At 39.1% G+C, this 20,626-nt stretch carries 15 protein-coding genes; 7 read left to right on the top strand and 8 right to left on the bottom strand.

What is annotated here, in order from left to right:
• Positions 1–47: 47 nt before the first annotated feature.
• The 5 genes from accB to pdxA all read right to left on the bottom strand — a co-directional run bounded on the left by accB (position 48) and on the right by pdxA (position 3,665).
• Positions 48–539 (bottom strand): acetyl-CoA carboxylase biotin carboxyl carrier protein, encoded by a 492-nt coding sequence (gene accB / locus DEU42_RS16135; protein WP_114759366.1) that lies wholly within the window; start codon positions 537–539, stop codon positions 48–50.
• Between the two features lie 33 nt (positions 540–572).
• Entirely contained in the window at positions 573–1,571 is a 999-nt protein-coding gene (locus DEU42_RS16130; protein ID WP_114759365.1) for a beta-ketoacyl-ACP synthase III, read from the bottom strand.
• 162 nt (positions 1,572–1,733) lie between these two features.
• On the bottom strand, positions 1,734–1,928 hold the full coding sequence (rpmF, locus tag DEU42_RS16125; RefSeq protein ID WP_026993360.1) for a 50S ribosomal protein L32: 195 nt from the start codon (positions 1,926–1,928) through the stop codon (positions 1,734–1,736).
• A 9-nt stretch (positions 1,929–1,937) separates the two neighbouring features.
• A complete protein-coding gene (locus DEU42_RS16120; protein ID WP_114759364.1) occupies positions 1,938–2,480 on the bottom strand; it encodes a YceD family protein in 543 nt (180 codons plus the stop codon).
• 135 nt (positions 2,481–2,615) lie between these two features.
• Positions 2,616–3,665 (bottom strand): 4-hydroxythreonine-4-phosphate dehydrogenase PdxA, encoded by a 1,050-nt coding sequence (pdxA, locus tag DEU42_RS16115; RefSeq protein ID WP_114759363.1) that lies wholly within the window; start codon positions 3,663–3,665, stop codon positions 2,616–2,618.
• A 51-nt stretch (positions 3,666–3,716) separates the two neighbouring features.
• On the opposite strand from pdxA, the gene DEU42_RS16110 reads away from it, so the two are divergent.
• The 4 genes from DEU42_RS16110 (at position 3,717) to DEU42_RS16095 (ending at position 7,290) form a co-directional block, all read left to right on the top strand.
• On the top strand, positions 3,717–4,307 hold the full coding sequence (locus DEU42_RS16110) for a riboflavin synthase (protein WP_114759362.1): 591 nt from the start codon (positions 3,717–3,719) through the stop codon (positions 4,305–4,307).
• Positions 4,308–4,502: 195 nt separating this feature from the next.
• A complete protein-coding gene (locus DEU42_RS16105; protein WP_114759361.1) occupies positions 4,503–5,765 on the top strand; it encodes a putative DNA modification/repair radical SAM protein in 1,263 nt (420 codons plus the stop codon).
• Between the two features lie 96 nt (positions 5,766–5,861).
• Positions 5,862–6,629 carry a TIGR03915 family putative DNA repair protein gene (locus DEU42_RS16100; RefSeq protein ID WP_114759360.1) on the top strand — a complete coding sequence of 256 codons (768 nt, stop codon included), beginning with the start codon at positions 5,862–5,864 and terminating at the stop codon, positions 6,627–6,629.
• A gap of 79 nt (positions 6,630–6,708) precedes the next feature.
• Positions 6,709–7,290, top strand: a complete 582-nt coding sequence (locus DEU42_RS16095) for a tRNA-(ms[2]io[6]A)-hydroxylase (RefSeq protein WP_114759359.1) — start codon at positions 6,709–6,711, stop codon at positions 7,288–7,290.
• A 30-nt stretch (positions 7,291–7,320) separates the two neighbouring features.
• On the opposite strand, the gene DEU42_RS16090 is transcribed toward DEU42_RS16095, so the two are convergent.
• A complete protein-coding gene (locus DEU42_RS16090; protein WP_114759358.1) occupies positions 7,321–9,795 on the bottom strand; it encodes an AsmA-like C-terminal region-containing protein in 2,475 nt (824 codons plus the stop codon).
• A 332-nt stretch (positions 9,796–10,127) separates the two neighbouring features.
• Between DEU42_RS16090 and DEU42_RS16085 the strand changes: the two genes are divergently transcribed.
• The 3 genes from DEU42_RS16085 to DEU42_RS16075 all read left to right on the top strand — a co-directional run bounded on the left by DEU42_RS16085 (position 10,128) and on the right by DEU42_RS16075 (position 16,863).
• A complete protein-coding gene (locus DEU42_RS16085; protein ID WP_114759357.1) occupies positions 10,128–15,002 on the top strand; it encodes a PKD domain-containing protein in 4,875 nt (1,624 codons plus the stop codon).
• A 460-nt stretch (positions 15,003–15,462) separates the two neighbouring features.
• Positions 15,463–16,017, top strand: coding sequence for a 2'-5' RNA ligase family protein (locus DEU42_RS16080; RefSeq protein ID WP_114759356.1), 555 nt, complete (start codon positions 15,463–15,465; stop codon positions 16,015–16,017).
• Between the two features lie 234 nt (positions 16,018–16,251).
• The gene (locus DEU42_RS16075; protein ID WP_114759355.1) at positions 16,252–16,863 is read left to right on the top strand and encodes a 2'-5' RNA ligase family protein; all 612 of its coding nucleotides are present in this window, start codon (positions 16,252–16,254) and stop codon (positions 16,861–16,863) included.
• 1 nt (position 16,864) lies between these two features.
• Here DEU42_RS16075 and DEU42_RS16070 read toward each other — a convergent pair whose 3' ends face one another.
• Entirely contained in the window at positions 16,865–18,334 is a 1,470-nt protein-coding gene (locus tag DEU42_RS16070; protein WP_114759354.1) for a hypothetical protein, read from the bottom strand.
• Positions 18,335–18,336: 2 nt separating this feature from the next.
• A complete protein-coding gene (locus tag DEU42_RS16065) occupies positions 18,337–20,613 on the bottom strand; it encodes a DNA cytosine methyltransferase (RefSeq protein ID WP_114759353.1) in 2,277 nt (758 codons plus the stop codon).
• Positions 20,614–20,626 lie beyond the last annotated feature (13 nt).

Genomic DNA, 20,626 nt, shown 5'->3' with positions numbered 1-20,626 from the left:
CATTAATGCCTGATAAAGACATTATAAATTCATCATTCAAAATAATATTAAGACGGATCTACTAAGAATAATGGCTGATCGAACTCTACCGGAGAAGCATCATCAACTAAAACCTTAACGATTTTACCAGATACCTCAGACTCGATTTCGTTGAATAGTTTCATAGCCTCGATAACACACACAACATCACCTTTAGAGATTGTAGTTCCTACCTCAACAAACACAGGTTTGTCCGGTGAAGGTTTTCTGTAAAGGGTACCAATAATAGGCGATTTGATAGTAATATATTTTGAGTTATCATCAGCAGCAGGAGCAGCGGCAGCAGGAGCTTGCGGTGCAGCAGCAGGAGCAGCCACAGGAGCAATAGCCTGTTGTACTGGCTGTGCCATTGGTACGTGCTGAACATAAGTTGTAGCTTCAGCAGCGCCGGCTTCAGTTGTTTTTATGGTGATTTTAAAATCATCCATCTCCAACTTAACTTCTGTAGCTCCGGATTTTGCTACAAACTTGATTAGGTTTTGAATCTCTCTAATGTCCATAATTTCCGTTATTTTGTATAGTTTGTTTTGTTTCTATTTTTTGTCGTAAGCCCATTTAAGGTAAATCGAACCCCATGTAAAGCCTCCTCCAAAGGAAGCAAAGATAAGATTATCTCCCTTTTTAAAAAGGTGTTCGAAATCATTTAACAACAAAGGTAGTGTAGCCGAGGTTGTATTTCCGTATTTTTCGATATTTATAAGCACTTTAGACTCATCCAGATTCATTCTTGAAGCAGTAGCATCAATAATTCTTCTGTTAGCCTGGTGCGCTATAAGCCAGTTTACATCATCATGTCCAAGGTCGTTTCTCTGCATGATTCTTTCGCTCACATCAGCCATGTTAGAAACAGCGTACTTAAATACTGTCTTACCGTCCTGGTGCACATAGTGCTGACCATTATCGATAGTTTCATGCGACGGAGGAAGTAGCGAACCACCCGCTTCTATCTTAAGGAATTCACGGCCAATACCGTCGCTCCTTAAAATTTCATCCTGAAGACCAAGGCCCTCTTCGTTAGGCTCAAACAATGCAGCACCTGCACCATCACCAAAGATAATACAAGTTGCTCTGTCAGTATAATCTATAATTGAAGACATTTTATCTGCACCTATCAGCAATACTTTTTTGTATCTGCCCGATTGTACGTAGGCTGCAGCGGTACTCATACCGTATAGGAAGCTGGAGCATGCTGCCTGAAGATCGTAGGCAAAAGCATTAACTGCTCCAATTTGTGTTGCAACATAAACTGCTGTTGCAGCTACCGGCATATCCGGTGTTGTGGTTGCTAAAAGCACCATGTCAATCTCTGCTGGATTAACACCTGATTTTTGTATCAGGTCTTCGGCAGCTTTGATAGCTAAAAAAGATGTTCCTTTATCTTTATCTTTAAGAATGCGCCTTTCTTTAATACCAGTACGGGTAGTAATCCACTCATCGTTGGTATCTACCATTGTTTCCAAAACTTTGTTCGATAACACAAAATCCGGAACATATCCCCCTACTGCTGTAATGGCGGCTGTTAGTTTACTCATAGGTCAATTATTTCAACTCAGGTTGAGGAATTTGAAAAAGCGGTGGAAATTACAAAAAAATTGCAAATTGACTTGTAATCAGCCTCCTTTAAATTAAAAAAATTGGCATGTAATAAAAAAACTCTCACGGCGTGAGAGTTTTTACCCTATTTTTTACTGCAATTAAGCTACAGCTTCTGCTTTGTCTATTACAACCTGGCCTCTGTAGTACATTTTACCTTCATGCCAGTAAGCTCTGTGGTATAAATGTGCTTCTCCTGTCACAGGACATGTAGCGATTTGAGGTACAGACGCTTTATAGTGCGTTCTTCTCTTGTCTCTTCTTGTTTTCGAGGTCTTTCTTTTAGGATGTGCCATTTTACTATATTATTTATCCGTTAATAGTTTTTTTAATTCGTCCCAACGGGGATCTGTATTTTCTTTTGTTTCTTCTTTCTTCGCTTCCACTTTCGGGGCAAGCTCGTTCAGTTTGTCTAATATATCGGCGGCGACGGTACCGTCCTTTACTCCTGGATGTATGCGCTTTGAAGGAACCGACAGCACGATCATCTCATAAATATACTGTGATACATCTACCTGATACTCACCGTGCGGAAGAATTAGTATCTCATCGTGATCGTTGTTATACTCATCTCCAAACTTCACCACAAGCTTTAACTTACCTTTTATTGGCAAATCAAAATCCTCGTTAGTGATATCACAAGGCACGTTTACCGTTCCTTTATGCTTAAAGCTAAGCTCCAGCATTGTGATTTTTTTCTCCAAAACTAAATTCACTTTGACATTGACGTCGTTATACTCATCAAAACCAAAGTCATCAAAGAACTCTTTATTTATCTCAAACTCAAACTGGTGCTTTCCCTGTTTCAATCCCACAAAAGGAATCAAAAATTCTTTATTCACTTTCATTCCAGTTGGTTTTTTATTTCGTTAAACTCAATATTTACGGTCTAAAACACCGCAACTCATTTCGTTACAACACTTTTGAGCGTGCAAAGATATAAAATTATCGCAATTCCAAAACGGTTATCAACATTTTTTTGTTTACAACTGCTTTTCCTTGATTTTTAAAGGATTTTTTGTCATTTCCTCATACTGCTGCCTCGAATGAAAAATATCCAATGCCATATATAAGGCTTCTTTAAACGAATTAAAATCGGCAATACCCTTTCCGGCGATGTCATAAGCCGTACCGTGATCCGGCGATGTTCTAACAGCTTCAAGGCCTGCTGTGTAATTTACACCTCCACCAAACGCAAGTGTTTTAAAAGGAATCAGCCCCTGATCATGGTATGACGCAACTACGGCATCATACTTTTCATATTGCCCACTACCAAAAAAGCTATCTGCAGAGAATGGCCCAAAAACCAGTACCCCTTCTTCAAAGAGTTTTTTAAGAGCCGGCTTTACTACCTCATCATCCTCTTTACCAATAACACCATTATCGCCACTGTGCGGATTTACGCCAAGTACAGCAATTTTAGGTTTGTTAACAGCAAAATCCTGCTTAAGCGAATGGTTAACCGTTAGTAGTTTTTTGCGGATAAGCTCTTCTGTAAGATGAACCGAAACTTCATTTACCGGAATATGATCTGTCAGCAAACCTACACGAAGTTTATCCTGAACCATCAGCATAAGCGCATCCCCATCCAGTTCCTGATCAAGATAATCCGTATGGCCCGGAAACTTAAAATCTTCCGACTGTATATTGTACTTATTGATAGGTGCCGTTACAAGCACATCGATCTTTTTATTTTTTAAAGCGGCAACTGCTTCCGTAAACGACTTAACTGCATATTTACCGACATTTTCATCGTTTTTACCAAAATCGATATTTACGCTCTCTTTCCAGATATTCAATACGTTTATTTTCCCGATCACCATTTGATCAAGATTATCGATACCATGCAGGTTACACGTAAGCTCAAATGTTTTTTTAATAAAAGACAGCACTTTTACATTGCCAAAAATAATTGGTGTGCAAAACTCAAGCATACGGTTATCTTCAAAGGTTTTCAGGATTACCTCAGGCCCTATCCCGTTAAGATCTCCTATTGATATACCTACAATTACATTTTCTGCCTTTTTTGTCATGATGCTGTTTTGTTGTACTTTTGAAGCCACAAATTTAGTAAAATAAACAGCATGTTTACAGGAATTATAGAAACCCAGGGAACAATAAAAGAAATAGTAAAAGATAACGACAATATTCACATAAGCATTACATCTCCTATTACCCATGAGCTTAAGATCGACCAAAGCGTAAGCCATGACGGAGTATGCCTTACCGTGGTTGCCATAAACAATGACACTTATACTGTTACCGCCATAAAAGAGACACTCGAAAAAACCAACCTAAAAGGTTGGGCTGTGGGCGGAATAGTAAATCTTGAACGCGCCATGAAATTAGGCGACCGCCTTGACGGGCACATTGTTCAGGGGCATGTAGACCAGACAGGAGTATGCAAATCGGTTGAGAATGCCAACGGAAGCTGGTACTTTACGTTTGAATACGACAAAGCCGCTAACAATATTACCATCGAAAAAGGCTCCATAACCGTAAATGGTGTTAGCCTTACGGTAGTAAACTCAAAAGAGAACGAGTTTAGCGTTGCTATCATTCCTTATACTTTTGAGCATACCAACTTTAACGCTATCAAACCCGGAACCATCATTAACCTTGAGTTTGACGTAATAGGCAAATATGTAGCCAGGCTACACGCTTTAAGAAACTAATACCAAGCCTCACAAAAGTGGGGCTTTTTTCATCCTCACCCCCAGCCCCTCTCCAAAGGAGAGGGAGCTATTACGCAAAAAACATCGGACTTCGGACATCTGACTCTGAACAACTTTTCAACACCCCTCACATTTAACATTTCTGCGATTTAGCAGGAACGGTTATTGCTTATTTTTGTATAAAACACCCCCAATATGTACGACAGGATTAGAGAAAAGCTCAACATACTTGCTGACGCCGCTAAATATGATGTGTCCTGTTCTTCGAGCGGCGGCTCCCGTAAGAATGACAATAAAGGCATTGGCGACAGCAGCAGTAGCGGTATATGCCACACCTATACCGAAGATGGACGCTGCGTATCATTACTAAAGATACTACTCACCAATCATTGCATATACGATTGCGCTTTTTGCGTTTCACGCAAAAGTAACGACGTAAAACGCGCAGCTTTTACCGTTGACGAAGTGGTAGAGCTTACCATGAGTTTTTACCGCCGAAATTACATCGAGGGATTATTTCTTAGTTCAGGTATTTTCAAGAATGCTGACTTTACCATGGAGCGTTTGGTACGTATCGTAAAAAAACTGCGTATTGAAGAACGCTTTAACGGCTATATCCATTTAAAGACTATTCCGGGAGCCAGTCAGGAACTGCTTACCGAAGCCGGATTGTATGCTGACCGTATGAGCATCAATCTTGAGATGCCTACAGAGAGTGGACTGAAGCTACTTGCCCCTGATAAATCGCACGAAGACGTAAAGAAGCCTTTAGGCTTTATACAAAATACGATTACCCAATTTAAAGACGAGAAACAAACAGGATTAATAAAAAGCACCCCAAAGTTTGTTCCTGCCGGCCAAAGTACCCAAATGGTGATAGGCGCCACACCTGAAACCGATATGGAAATTATGTATAGCGCCGATGAGTACTACAAAAACTTCTCTCTTAAAAGAGTATATTATTCCGGATATATCCCGATTAGCTATGATGAACGCATGCCAATGATTGGCAGCCAGCCACCGCTATTACGTGAAAACAGGTTGTACCAGACCGACTGGCTGATGCGCTTTTACGGTTTTAATGTAAAGGAGCTTCTAAACAGCAATAATCCACATCTGGATACCGATATTAACCCTAAACTGAGTTGGGCTTTGCGTAATCTCGACCAGTTCCCCATAGACATTAATACTGCCGACTATCGCATGATACTGCGTGTACCTGGAATAGGTGTTCAATCGGCCAACAAGATTGTACAGGCACGTAAGTTTGGAAAATTGCGCAGCGACCAGCTACAGAAAATAGGCATTGCCTACAACAGAGCAAAACATTTTATACGTTGTGCCGATAGCCCCATTATACTAAACGAGCCCGACGCACCTCATCTAAAGAATATTATACTTGCAGACAGCAACAGTAAATATTTGAAAGTAGCGCAGAATCAGTTGTCGTTATTTTAGACCCGGCATACAACCTGCAAGGTTTTGAAAACCTTGTAGGTTTAATCAAAATAATACCTACAAGGCCTTAGAGACCTTGCAGGAAATAAAAACAAGATGATAACCTACACCTTCGACGGCTCTTTTGAAGGGCTTCTTACCGCAATTTTCGAGTCTTACGACCGGAAAGAAAAAGCCGTTCAGTTGGTATGGGATAAATATTACCAGCCCTCAATGCTGGATGAAGCTTTGGAAATAATTAATGATGAAGCCAAAGCCAAACGCGTATGGGAAGGCCTGAAGAAAAAGCTTTCGCCCGAATGGCGCACCCGCTTTTACAAAGCATATTTATCGGAAGACTCCCAAACTTTTCAGGACCTGTTTGATTTTGCCCGTTATATCTTTGACAATCCAGAAGGTGCCGAAGCCAACTTTGGCAATCCTTCTGTGATGGCAGTTTCAAAAATGGATAAAAAAGTAAACCGTGAAAAACACCGCATGAAGGCTTTTATCCGTTTCCAGAAAACTGCCGATGGCATTTACTATTGTCCCGTAGAACCTGATTTTAATGTACTCCCTCTCATTGCTTCTTTTTTCAGGAACCGCTATGCCGACCAACAATGGATAATATATGATATTAAACGCAAATACGGTTTGTTTTACGACCTGCATACGGTTCAGGAGATAACTTATGAATTTGTTTCAGAAATTGACACCAAGAAAGTAGCACTCCCGGCTGAACTAACCGATGAGAAAGAAGAACTGGCTTCTATATTATGGAAAGACTACTTTAACAGCACCAACATCCCTGCCCGAAAGAACATGAAACTGCACATTCAGCATGTGCCAAAGAGGTATTGGAAGTACCTGAATGAGAAGAATTGATTCTTGGATTTTTTGAAGGATCGAATAATCTAACAATCCAAATATCTAATTTGCTATTTTTGCATTTCAAATCAATATCATGCTTGGACTTAAACTTTTGACCGACCCCCGTTGGGCGAATATAGCCGAATCGAACCTGGAAGACATCCTTACTGATCATGCCTGGTGCGAACAAAAAGCGGCAGCTAATGCATTATACATCATTACCAATAACCCTGAACATATCGAACTGATTCAAAAAATGGCGGAAATTGCTATGGAAGAGATGGATCATTTCAATCAGGTTATTGATATAATCAAACAACGTGGCTATACTTTGGGGAGAGAAAAGCGTGACGACTATGTAAATCAGCTTGCAAAATTCATGAAGAAAAATGCGAGCCGAAACACATCCTTTATTGACCGCCTTTTGTTTGCAGCCATGATCGAAGCGAGAAGCTGTGAGCGCTTTAAAGTGCTTTCACAAAACATCGCCGACAAAGAGCTGGCAAAATTCTATTATGACCTGATGGTGTCGGAAGCAACACACTACACTACGTTTTTGGGCTTCGCCCGAAAATATGCTGAAGATGTTGACGTAGAAAAACGCTGGGCCGAATGGCTGGAATTTGAAGGCGAACTAATACAGAGCTACGGAAAATCGGAAACGATACACGGATAAAAACACACAATGCCTGCCACCAGCAGGCATTTACTTTTTACCATCGGCATTTTTCCCAACAAGTTTAATCCCTACTTTGCCATCATCACCATCTTCCGCTTTAAGATGCACTACAATACCACGGTTGCGTCGTTTGGCCAATTCTTTTTTATCGGTAATACCTTCATCATTTTTAGGATTTCGCAAAGGAACATCAACATACAACTCAGTACCTTTACCCAAAGAATAAACTCCCTGCACATCCATATTAAGCACACTTGAATTAATTTGCATAGGCTTAATGGTTATCTTCTCTCCGGCAACATCAAAACTACCCTTCAGGTTTGCGAATTCAATTGTATTCATGTCACGTAGCGGAAAGGCAAACTTGCCTACTTTCCGTACGGGATCAAAATTAAGCAGCTTACCATTTTTTAACCCAAAAGAAACCGTTCCGAATATTGTTTTGGGCACCAGTTCTCCGGCATTGGTAACGCTCCCGCTGATATTTACATCAGAAGAAAATCTACCTCTCAGATTATCTGCCTTAAGCGTTTCCAATCCAAAATTATTGAAGGCATGAAAAAACATGTTCACATCAACATTATTCACATTCGCCTGAACCTTATATTTATTACGATTGCCCTGTTGTACCATACTACCGCTTAGCCTTAATGTACCTCCCGCATGATTAAGTCCTGAATCTTTTAGCAAGATACCGTTATCCGTTAAAAACACATTCGCTTTTACAGCAGTTGCCAAAAACTTATTGTAATACAATTTATCTACATTCAGGTGAATATCTACATTTGTTTTCTCAAAAAACTCGTTCATCTCTTTCGTAAAATTACCTTTATCAGTCTTCCGGATAGCAGCTTTAGCCTTACCCCTGCTCCCTAAAAAGTGCATAAATTCAGCCACGTTCAGGCTGGGGCTTTTCACATTCCAATGAAGGATTATCTTTTGCGGATCGGTATAATACAAATTCATAAAGTTTTTAATATACCCATCCATATTTATGGTGCTTTTTGCTGTTGTAAGCGAAATGGTACTTATAGTAAGATCTTCACTGGTGAAATCGAGCAGCACTGAAACATCTTTAAATTTCATCTTTCGGGGCACGTAGGTAATATCTGCATCTTTCACATTTATCTTACCTTTTATGTAGGGACGCGCTATCATAAAATTCACGATATCGGCCTTAAAATCAACATTCATTTCAGCAGTACCCGATGCAAAAGCCAGTAAATCTTCATCTACAACCCCTTTGAGCTTCGTCATTTCGAACTGCGAGGAAAAATCACCAACAGCAATAGGTTTTTCAAGATTAAGGATGAATGTCTTCTTCATATTTACAGGCAATCCGTTGTAATAACCCTTAAAATTATAAAGCTTTATAGCCGAATTGGCATCACTAAGCCCTTTTTCTTTTACATGATGATTGGTAAATACACCGCTAAAATTACAATCAGTTACATTCCCTCCGGGAGTATGCAATACATTATCTCTTACTTCTGCTTTTACAAGTATTGAGGGATCTCCCTCAGCATTAAAGTCTCCTATAAGATCACATGTTACAGCAATAGGCTCATCGATTGCAAACATATCCAGCTTACTTGATATGTTAGGAGACAGTAAATGAGATGCTCTGCTCCAAAGTATACTTTCATTACTGATAGTAAAAGTAAAATCAGCCTTTTCACTGCCCACCCTTATTTTAGCTCCTATCACAAAAGCATCACCCCCTATTTCCAACGTGTTAGGAAGTGCAGTTATAAAACCCTCATCCTCATCATATATCAGGTCAAACTTGCCTTCTAAGGTTTTCTCTTTTATAAAACTCCCATGCACTGTATTAAATGCCATACTATGGGCACGGGCATCGAGATTAGCTTCAGCTTCCCAACCGGAAAAAGTATAACCAATTTCGGCATCAAGTTCATGTACAGTAAAGCTATAGCTTTTACCATTTTTGACATCCTCAATACCTAAGGTAACATTATCAAGAATAAGGCTGCGCAGTTCAGGAAAACTCCCTTCAGATTTATCTTTTGAATCGGCATTTTTTTTCTTCTTAAACACAGCACTATTACTATAGCCCGAAGCATCAGTATACAAGTCAATCGCTGCATTACGGATACTCATCTTCCGGATATCTATAGCACCTCGCAACAACGCCATAAGATTAACCTTTACATCCAGCTCTCCCGCCTTAAGAAATGTCCTTTGATGTACCGCATAAAGACTATCACGAAGAATTACCTGTTTTAATTTTAATGAGACATGAGGAAATCCGGTAAAAAAAGTAGGATCCATGCTTTTCACCTTAAGTGTTCCGGAAATTCCCCCATTCAGCTCCTTAAGAAGTCGGGCCTGAAGTTCGGTTTTATTGTTATTTACATATACACCCAGCACTACATAGAGCATTATAACCAGCAAAAAAACTCCCGTTAGAAAAAGCAATACTCGCTTTATCCAAAGTGGAAATTTATTTTTAATGATGTTAAATGGGTAATTTTTAATCATTTTTTTACTTATAAAACCAAAAAACTTGTCTTAAAATTAAAAATATTTACTCAGTAAAATGCTAAACAACTGCAAAACATTAACATTATAAAACAATTAAGAACCTATTAATTTTAAAAACGAAATGTTTTAAAAAGATTCAGAATTCAACTACATTGTTAAATAAATAACATTTTTTTGTTAAAATGTTAAACATTGAAAACACCTTTAAAATTAACCGATTCCGAACAATAAGCATTTTCAAACGTTAATATTATCATTTTTTTAACATTTTATAGGCAAACATTTAGTTAGCTTTAACACTGTTTAACAACTAAAAAAACCTACTATCAATGAAAAATTACCTTTCGCGTAGTAGAATTCGGCAATTGCCAATTCTAGCATGTTTTCTATTTCTTTTATTTACCATTCCCCTCCAGGCACAAAACATTAGTCTCACCTGGAACAGCGAATCGGGATGTCAAACCTACAAACCAGATGACCGTAAAGGTTTTCAGGAAGACATTGGCACTGGCGGTTGTGTAAAAGTGTGCGAACTAAGCACTGTAGTTTACACCCTTACAGGATCTAACCCTTCCTGGCCAGTAGCATGGTCGGCACCGGGAGGTACAATTCAGGGATCAAACAACACTTCATGTGTAGTTGCCTGGGGTAATGCAGGATCGGGATCGGTTTCAGCAACCATTACCACACCTAACGGTCCAAAAACAGAGCAAGTCTGTATTGAAATTATTGAAGGGCCTTATGCACAGTTCACTGTATTCCCATATAGCGAACAAGACTACGATTATTATGCCTGTGCACTTGAAGAAATTTATTTTACAAATCTTTCAAATGACGGAGGCGGATCAGAAATAGTTTCATATTATTGGGACTTTGGGGATAACACATACTCTTCAGCTTTTGAACCCTCACACACCTATAATCAGGGTGGGGATTACAAAGTAACTTTAACGATTACCAACTCTTGTAACTGTACAGCAACTATTACAAAAATAATTCACGTACATGACGTTAAAGCATTCGAAATAAGCTGTAATTCTGTGGTTTGCGAAAATGCAACAGACACCTACAGCATCCCGGATAGTGTAGCAAAAGATTGTAGCCAGTTTGACTGGAAAGTATTTGGCGGAACAATATTAAGCCCAATGCCTTATGGACAATCTATAGATGTTGTTTGGGATAATGTTGACGATAGCGGTTTTGGTTATGTAATGTTTGATGCCAGCGCCTGTAATTCACCATGTTCATCAGTAACAATAAAAGTTCCTGTTGTAAAAAGTGTAGGCACAATTGTGGGCGACGCTGTGGTATGTGAAGGCAGTCAGTACAGGTATAAATTACCTCAATGGCCTACAACAGACTTTGTTTGGTCAGTAGATAATAATGGTACAGGAGCCTGGGTTATGGACACCGACCAACGTAATGAAGTGATCTTAACAACAGGCAGCACTGGAAACATTACCCTGAGATGCACTTATACTAACACAATGTTAGGCTGCGGTGGAACAGCAGAATATAACATCTATGTAAGACCAATGGGTGTTATTACAGGACCTCAGGCAGTATGCCAAAATAGTAACAATACTTATACCTTAAACGCAGGATTTAGCGGTACATGGACTCTAAAACGTCCTAACAACACAACGGTAAGCGGAACAGGAAATAGCTTTAGCCATGTATTTACCATGGTTGGAAACTACAGCCTTGACGTAACAGGAACTAACTTCTGTCCTCCTGATCAACCGTTTATCATACGAGTAGACAAAATACCTGTAACTCCAAATGCGGCAGCTATTGTAGGACCTGCAAAAATATGCCCTTCTACTCCGGTAGAATACAGCATGGTTAACACTGAGCCGGGTACTGTTCTTGTATGGTCGGTTACTAATGGTACTTTTAGCGGATCTAACTATGGTAATGCAGTAACCGTTACTTTCAACCCTGGTTTTAGCAGCTATACTGTTTCTGTAAGAAGAGAAAACGCAACTGATCCTCATTGTCCATCCGGTACTGTGAGCAAAACGGTAGTACCTCACACTGCTACTCCTCTTACCATTTCAGGATCACAGGTTTCAAACATTTGTCCAAACTCAATATCTGGCCCTTATAACGCAAGCTATTTAGAAGGAGACACTTATGAATGGTCAATATCACCTGCTTCTTCTGGAAGTGTGATTTCAGGACAAAATACCGCTTCGGCAATGATTCAATGGAATCAAAGTCCTTCAGCCGGTACACAAATCAAAGTAAGGGTTAGAAAATGCGACACGTATTATACTGCATCGCTAAACGTAGGATTTATCAGCCTGCCTACAATAACTCTAACTGCACCGAACAGCATATGTGCCAACAGCCCGTTAATACCTACAATTTCTTCAACTCCAGGATTAACATCAGGAACTATAAGCCTTAACTACGGCGACGGTACTCCGGATGACGTTTTCCCTTATAACGGCGCTCCGCAAACACATTATTTCCCACTGCAGACTTCAAACACTAATTACACTATTACTGCAACTGTTACAGGTGCAAATGGATGTTCCACACCTATTATTGTTACAAGAACCATTACAGTTATGCCTACACCGGTAGCTTTTATTTCTCCGGCTCCGGATGTAATATTCTGTAACACAGTAACACCATTTACACTTACAGCTACTGTAAATTACGGAAGCTTTGGTACAACAACTTTCCAGTGGTATAAAGACGGTGTAGCACAGTCCGGACAAACATCAAGCAGCTATACGGTATCAGCTTTTGGTGTATATACAGTGTATGTTGCTAACAGTAATGGATGTGGATCTTATACCAATACAGTAAAAGTCCTTAACGGATGTGCTAACTGTACTGTATCACCTACACCATCAATAACTGTAAATGCTACACAAACTTCATGTACTCAGGTATCGGCAACTGCAAGTGCAAGCCCGGCACCGCTGGCAACTTCATGGTCAGTAGGGCCAGAAGCTAACTTGTTAAGTTCAACTTCTACAACGGCGAATATTGATTATCTAAAAGCAGGTAACCACACTATTATTTACTACTCAACATACAATGCTGTTGGTGGAGGTACATGTGTAATACCTACTTACAAAAGCATGATCATACCATTTATTCCTAAAGTACTGTATCAGGTACAATGTAGTTCAACACCGGGAATGTATGATGTTACGCTATACGACCAGTCTCAGTACTATCCTCCTACACCGGCAACAGGCAAAACGTTCTATGTAAACGGAACGCCATACTCTGTACCTGCCAGTGCAACACAGTACACTGTTACAATACCGGGTGGCAACTATAACTTTGGTATAGAGTTATCAAGAGCAGGATTCCAAACATGTTCTGCCTTCACACCTAAGTCACTTCCTGTAATTGCTCCTGTTGTTATTTCAGGACCAACAAGTGCATGTAGCGACTCAGCATTTAACTTTACTACTAATATTGCCGCTGCATCGGGCATATCTTACAGTTGGAACTTTGGCGACGGAACTTTCAGCGGTATGCCATCACCATACAAGGTATATTCAACACCGGGTACTTATACAGTATCAGTTTCGGTTTCAGTTTTAGGACTTTGTACATTAACTGATACCCATACTGTTACCGTAGCTCCTAACGGACTAGCCGGTACATTGTCATCAGACTCTCCTAATTGTGAGGGAAGTCCAATAACAATTACATTTAACAATACAGGAACTCCGGTTTCTTCGTATACATGGATGAAAGAAAATGTTGTTATGGCAACAACGACAATACCAACATATTCTCCACCAACTTCTGGAAACTACTGGGTAATGCTTAATAACACTAATGGTTGTACGAAGCAGCTTCAGGGTACTAATGCAGCATACATCATGAGTCCGGATCCTATTATTACAGGCCCAGATTCAGTTTGTGCAGGAGAATCATTCCAGCTATCTGGTTATGCCGGAGCAGGAACTCTTCAGTACAGATGGTTAAGAAACGGCACTGCACTTACAACATGGAGCTCATCGCCAATCCTTAACTACACTTCATACATAACAAGCCCTGCTACAGCAACCTTTACTGTTGAAGTAAGAGTTTCTGACGGTAGTTCAGGTTACTGTGTTGGTTCTGCTAACTACCAGGTTACAACCTATGCTGCTCCAACAGGTATATATGCTAACTGGCATATCATCAGCTGCAATCCTTACCAGGTACAGCTTGACGGTGTTGCCTCAGGAGCTGGTACTTACAACTGGAGCAATGGTATGAGCGGACAAAGTGTTGTGGTAACAGAAGGAGGTCCTTACCTGCTTACATTTACAAACCCTGGAGGATGTACTGCAACATATCAGTTTGACGTACCTAAAGATCCTGAAGTTTACTTCTGGATATTCCCTACAGGCTGTTACGAATTCTGTAGCGAAAAAGAAGAAAACAGTCCGTTTGAAATCCTTGGCCCTGCACCGGGAGCTATATTTGCTGGATGGGAATGGATAAGAGACTACAGTGTTGATGTTGCCGGAAGTGGCTCTGTTCCTAACTACACTGTTTCGCAATCAGGCACATACCAGATGTCTCTTGACAATGGTACATGTAAGAAAACGACAGACGAGATGAACGTAACCATGAACCACTGTAAATGTGATGTAAGGTATGACATCAAATCTATCAAAGCTGAATACAAAGAATTCTGCTTCTATGTTATAGATATCTATATCGACAACCCTTACGGAACACCTATAACAGTGAACCTGAGTGGCCCTGCCGGAAGCGGAACATTTGTTCCGGGTGCAGTTTCAGTACCACCGGGAGGAGCAGGATTTACAGTACAGTTCATTCCTGGTTGGTTCATAGGAGGTTCGCTTGAAATTACTCTTTCAGCAGTTAATGAAAAAGGCGATCTGTGTAAAACAACGCAGAAATTCGATTTCCCTGGCTGTAGGATGAAATCTCGTGAAGTATCTGACGAAACAATCCTTGAGAACAGACTTACAGTATCTCCTAACCCTACAAGGGATGCAACAGGACTAAGCTATACTTTTGCTAACGAAAAAGCACAGGTAAGATCTCTTGAAATTTACAGCCTGATGGGTGTACTTCTTGAGAAATACACTCCTGAAACCCAAAATGGTGTATGGAATATTAATTTAGGCCGTTACGCTGCAGGACAATATATTGTTGTCATGAAAGAAGACGGCGAACTAATAGATCAGAAAGCGATCATAGTTCAGTAAAACCTTCAATACCTAAACCCGAGGAGGCCCTTAACAGGGCCTCCTTTTTTTGCTGTAAATAGAAAATGCGGCCGGAGCCGCATTTAAAAGTAATAAAAACATAAACTACTAAATCTTGCCTATCACTTTTTTATCTTAAAGGTATACTTGTAAATGAGTTTTATTCTTACTTTTAAAATTCAATTAATTTATGAATTAACAAATAAGTGGTGCAAATATAAATTATAAATCAAATCATACATAACAAAAAGACAGAAAAATTCTATATTCCACAATTCCACTGTATTAAGTGATATTTATAACTCTACCAATTCTCTAGGAAATATATAACAAAAAAATATACGATTGAAAATTTTGTTAAAAAAATCGTTAAAAAGCACTTAAAGCCAAAACAAATAACATAATACCACCAAAATTGACCATCCATAAGACTTATATTTGTAATACAACACACACGAATATGTCTGATCAGAATTTATACTTTATAGCCCTTATACCCCATGAAACCGTAGCCGGAGAGGTAACAGATTTTAAAAATGATTTTGCCGCCAATTACAACAGCAGCCGTGCCCTGCGCACCATGCCGCACATCACGCTGAAGGCTCCCTTTAAGCTTGAGGCACGCGAACACAACAACCTCCTTAACTGGTTTGACGGCATACGCCCAATGGCAGAATCCTTTATAGTAGAACTGGAAGACTTTGGCAGTTTCCCCAATAAGGACAACCCTGTTATTTATGTAAAACCCGTAATGACACCCGGTTTGGAACGCCTGCAAAAATCAATACTGAATGCCTTTGAGCACTCCTACCCCGACATTAGCATACCGTATACCGAACGCAACTTTCACCCGCACATGACGATTGCCTTTCGCGACCTTACGCCCGAGCAGTATGCCCGCGCCATGGACGTTTACCAGCACAAGAAATACAGTGCCACCTTCCGTGCCGACAAATTTTACCTGCTACAGCACAACGGCGAACAATGGAATGTAATAGCGGAAAGAAGTATTTAGTTGATGGTTGATGGTTGCTTACTCCTGCTTTAGGCCTCACCCCCTGCCCCTCTCCAAAGGAGAGGGGAGCACTCAACCGGCTCACTTATAATGAAAAATCTGCGCTCCTTATCTTTACGTTCTGTCATTCTGAGCGGAGTGGAACGGAGTCGAAGAATCTCTAAACGCAACAGTGGCAACTTTAAACATTAAACCTTAAACAAATTCTCTATTTTTGCAACACAACAATCAAACATGGCCAAAAAGAACAACGCGCAATTAACCCTTTTTAACGAGAATGTGTACGAGTACTTCGTGCTGCTCTCTCCCGACGAAGCCATTAAGGAGGCGGTAGACGGGCTAAAGGAACAATTGCACGGCATGATAGGCCTGGAAGATTATAACCGCAAGAGCATTGCGCATGTGTCGTTGTTTAAGACCAAAGCCACCACCGACACCCAGGTATTGAAGCTTGTAAAAAAAGCTGCTGCCGCACAGCAGCCTTTTACCATAAAGCTGGACGGCCACGAAGTGCTGAAACACGGAGGTGTTTCGCGTACGCTGTGCCTGAAGATAGAAGACCCCGAACCTATAAACAATATTGTAGCGCTGCTTGACCCGAAACCCGAGGCAAAGCGCAGCTACCGCCAGACCAGCATACTGGACAAAAGGCCACGCGCCAAAAAGGTGATACACCCACACGTTACCATTGCGCGCAACATTGCTACGGCCGACTTTGACCGCCTTGAAGACCTGACGCCTTTTGACTACCAGGCCGAATGGCTGTGCGACCGCATTACCATTTTACGCCGCCTTGACGGAAGTACGGGGATTTTTAGTCCGGTAAAGGAAGTGAAGTTGGGGTAGGTTATATTTTATATTCAAGATATTCTTGAACTAGCGGCCAATTAATTTCTAGTCCAACTCCAATTCGAAATCCTGAAACAAAATCAAATTTTCTTAAAATTGCTAATTCACCTTGAAAAGGATTTCTAGCTGCTCCACCTCTTATAGTCGCTGTATTCATCACATGTAATGTATTAGCTAGTTCTTCTCTAATAAATGCTAAATAAGTATTTTTATTAAATCTTCTTCTTCCATTTGGAAGTATTTCAGTAAAAGCTAATGGGTCTAATTTAAATCGATTCTCAGAGACTTTATATACATAATGCAGGAAAGCTCCTAAACTTCCTTCTTTTAATATTGAAGCCCCAAGTATCAATTTCGGTTTTCCTAAATGACAATTATTTGTTCTCTCACATGCATCTACATATTTATAACCATTTTCACTTGGTTTACCGTCAGAATTTATTAGCCCCAAATGCTCCAAACCTGAATCAATATCTTCTCTATAACTATGCGCCCTATTATGAATGTTATTAGCAAAAATATCCCAAGCCTCTTCCTCAGTTAATCCATTATTATTTAAACCTAAAACAATTTTTTGCTTAACAGAGTCCACTCTTGAGGAAAAGAATTCCTGATATGTTCCGTCTGGTAATTTCAATTTAGTCTTAACTGAATTTACCACATATTCTCCATCCCTTATAAACCAAGGTATAGCAACTTCATCAGTTAAAACATTATTATACCAGAAGGTTCTCCACACTACATCATGAAAAGCAATACCAGTAGCAAAAGATAAATAGGATATAGGGTTAAGACTCACATTAATACGCGAAACTGCATCAATTAATTGTTGTGGAAGATGAGGATTTGGCTCTACAAGATCATTCGCATTTAATTGCTTAGCAATCTGTAAATATTTATAAAAAGCATAAGCTTCTGTGCTACCCTCTCTTAAATGTGCCCATTGAGTAACAGACCTCTGCCTTGACAAAAAATTTTCTCTCCCAATTCTTGATTCTAAAGATAAATTGATAGGCCTAATACATCTAACCTTATTGAGGAACGGTGATGAATTTGTTGTATCAGGGCTATCATAAGTAAAAACTCCGATAGGTAAATTCCCACTAGTATTATGTAGAACATTAGAAATATATGTTCCTGGGTCTGGGAATGAATCATAACTGTTTGGCACAATTATAGCTGCACCAGAATATCCTTTGTGTATATACGCTTGAGCTTGACCAATAGCTGTTAATACTCCATGCAAACCTTCATTCGTTCTTTTTAACTCAATTGCTACTTCAAATTTTGATGGATTAATTTCAGCACTTAATCTACCATCAGGAATTGGCCATATTCTTCCACTTTCCCTATTTGCAAAAACATCAAAATTATTAACTTCAATGTTATCAAACATAAATTGAGGGGTATCCCTTATCATCCTTGAGATTTCAGCCGTTGCCCATGAAGCATATAAATCGTGACTCATATCTAAAAAGTTTCTTCAATCGGTTGTTCTTCATACCCTTGTTTATCCAAAAGGCTGTACCAAGCTGAAGCAGGCACCTCATTTGGATACCAATTATTAATTTCAGCTTTCATAATACTATTCGCTAAAATTTCGGCCAACATGGGAGGGAAAGCGTTTCCTACTTGTATACACTGTTCTTGTCTATTTCCTTGAAAAATAATTTCATCTGGAAAAGTTTGTATTCTTGCAGCTTCGCGTACAGTTAATGCTCTATTAAGAACAGGATGTATAGGAAAAGCGTTATGGCCAGGAACCATTGTATTTGCAGGCTTCTCTCTATGAAGTCTTTTAAATACATGACTAAAATTTTTTACCTCATCAGTCCTATAACCAGATTTAAGTTCATCTGGAAGTTTAGAAATATCAAGCCTACAGCCCTCTTCTATATATTTATACCTTTCTATTAAAAGTGGTTTATGATTCATCGGAACATGATTCGGAACTTTCTGATATGAATTATCACTCATTAAATCAGATATAGCTTCGCCAACAGTTCTATATGGCTTTTGCCAGTCCTTAGGCTTTTCAAAATATTTTTTTTTAGGCCATGGGATAATGTGTCCAGTTCTATTACCAATTATTATCAGACGTTTCCTCAATTGTGGAACTCCATAATCTGCTGCGTTTAAAACTTTGAATTCCGTATTATTAAACCCTAACGATTTAAATTCAGTAATCAGATTTTCTAAAAATAAACCATTATCAAGATTTGTTAATCCCGGAACGTTTTCCATTAAAAACCATCTTGGATTAAGTTCTTTTATAACATCTAAATAGGCATACACTAATTTGTTTCTAGGATCTATATGAGGATCATATCCTTTTGTATTTACAAATCTCCTTTTTCCAAAAATAGAAAAACCTTGACAAGGCGGCCCTCCAACTATTATACCAATTTCCTTGCCTTTAAAATTTTCAATAATTGAATTCCTGAAATTGTCTTCTCCAAGATTACCTTCCAAATATGGAAAAGAAGGCATATTAAATTCATGAGTTGCAGTTACGTTTTTGTTTATATCTACGCTTAGAAGTGGTTTCCATCCGGCTTTTCCAAATCCTATAGTAAATCCGCCAGCACCACTAAACAAATCTATAAATCCATCTTTCGAACTCAGCTTATTAAATTTTTTTAAAGCAAATGTGTTTTCTAATAAAGAATCCTCAAAAGTTTGTTTATTATTTAGTCCTTTCTTTATCACTTTTTCTTTTGAATTATAAAGATGTTTAATTATTTGATTACCTAAAATCTCTGCTAATAAAGGCGCAACTGCATTGCCCACTAAAATACATTGCCTCCTCCTGTCACCCATAAAAACATGATTATCCGGAAAAGTTTGTATTCTTGCAGCTTCTCTAGGCGTAAGACTTCTATTTAATACAGGATGAATAGGAAATGCATTATTCCCTGGAACCATTGTTAATGATGGTTCATTCCTATCCAATCTTTTGTATGTATTACCAAAATTAGTTCGTTGAAGTTCTTTTGGAAGAAGTTCTTTAGGAGGTAATTTACCTCCTTCCTTTATTAATTTATATCTTTCAACAACTATTTGAGAATGCTCTAAAGATTTATGATTTTCAATATCTTGTTCTTTTAGATTTGCCAAATCCATTATAGCCTCCCCTACAGTCTTATATGGCGTTTTCTCTTTCGATTTTGGGCCATGGGTTGGTTCTGGGAACTCAAAAGCAGGATCTAATCTTGTTCCACAAAAAAAGACTCTATGCCTATGCTGAGGAACCCCATAATCTGCTGCGTTTATGATTTTATAGGTGACATTATAACCAATAGCCTCAAATTTTTTTATAATATTTTCTTTAAACTGACCATTATACATCGTGGTTAATGATTTAACATTTTCAAATAGAAAATATTTCGGATTTAATTCATCAACTATCCTTACAAAATGATCAAACAATATATTTCTGGGATCACTTGATAGTTTCGCACCTAATGTAGAAAAGCCTTGACATGGCGGTCCACCAAAAATTATATCTGGCTTTATTCCTCCTGCAAGATTTAATAATTCTTCACTAGTAACAAGCCTTATATCTTTCAATAAAAAAGGTGTTTCTGGCCAGTTTTTTTTATGTGTTTCTTCAGCTTTCGGCTCTATATCATTGGCAACCAAAACTTTGAAACCAGCCTTTTTCATGCCTATATGAAATCCACCACCTCCACTAAATAAACTATAACCATAAAGGTCTTTTACATTTTCTTGACTCTGTTTCGCCATCCCTTTTTAGTTA

The organism is Flavobacterium sp. AG291, from assembly GCF_003350375.1.
GTDB classification, from domain to species: domain Bacteria; phylum Bacteroidota; class Bacteroidia; order Flavobacteriales; family Flavobacteriaceae; genus Flavobacterium; species Flavobacterium suzhouense.
Note: the sequence above shows the minus strand (reverse complement) of the source record. Positions and strands in the feature narration are given on the sequence as shown.

What these genes read in the sequence shown, in the direction of transcription:
- accB (WP_114759366.1), bottom strand. Translation starts at nt 539, where the DNA reads ATGGACATTAGAGAGATTCAAAACCTAATCAAGTTTGTAGCAAAATCC.
- DEU42_RS16130 (WP_114759365.1), bottom strand. Translation starts at nt 1,571, where the DNA reads ATGAGTAAACTAACAGCCGCCATTACAGCAGTAGGGGGATATGTTCCG.
- rpmF (WP_026993360.1), bottom strand. Translation starts at nt 1,928, where the DNA reads ATGGCACATCCTAAAAGAAAGACCTCGAAAACAAGAAGAGACAAGAGA.
- DEU42_RS16120 (WP_114759364.1), bottom strand. Translation starts at nt 2,480, where the DNA reads ATGAAAGTGAATAAAGAATTTTTGATTCCTTTTGTGGGATTGAAACAG.
- pdxA (WP_114759363.1), bottom strand. Translation starts at nt 3,665, where the DNA reads ATGACAAAAAAGGCAGAAAATGTAATTGTAGGTATATCAATAGGAGAT.
- DEU42_RS16110 (WP_114759362.1), top strand. Translation starts at nt 3,717, where the DNA reads ATGTTTACAGGAATTATAGAAACCCAGGGAACAATAAAAGAAATAGTA.
- DEU42_RS16105 (WP_114759361.1), top strand. Translation starts at nt 4,503, where the DNA reads ATGTACGACAGGATTAGAGAAAAGCTCAACATACTTGCTGACGCCGCT.
- DEU42_RS16100 (WP_114759360.1), top strand. Translation starts at nt 5,862, where the DNA reads ATGATAACCTACACCTTCGACGGCTCTTTTGAAGGGCTTCTTACCGCA.
- DEU42_RS16095 (WP_114759359.1), top strand. Translation starts at nt 6,709, where the DNA reads ATGCTTGGACTTAAACTTTTGACCGACCCCCGTTGGGCGAATATAGCC.
- DEU42_RS16090 (WP_114759358.1), bottom strand. Translation starts at nt 9,795, where the DNA reads ATGATTAAAAATTACCCATTTAACATCATTAAAAATAAATTTCCACTT.
- DEU42_RS16085 (WP_114759357.1), top strand. Translation starts at nt 10,128, where the DNA reads ATGAAAAATTACCTTTCGCGTAGTAGAATTCGGCAATTGCCAATTCTA.
- DEU42_RS16080 (WP_114759356.1), top strand. Translation starts at nt 15,463, where the DNA reads ATGTCTGATCAGAATTTATACTTTATAGCCCTTATACCCCATGAAACC.
- DEU42_RS16075 (WP_114759355.1), top strand. Translation starts at nt 16,252, where the DNA reads ATGGCCAAAAAGAACAACGCGCAATTAACCCTTTTTAACGAGAATGTG.
- DEU42_RS16070 (WP_114759354.1), bottom strand. Translation starts at nt 18,334, where the DNA reads ATGAGTCACGATTTATATGCTTCATGGGCAACGGCTGAAATCTCAAGG.
- DEU42_RS16065 (WP_114759353.1), bottom strand. Translation starts at nt 20,613, where the DNA reads ATGGCGAAACAGAGTCAAGAAAATGTAAAAGACCTTTATGGTTATAGT.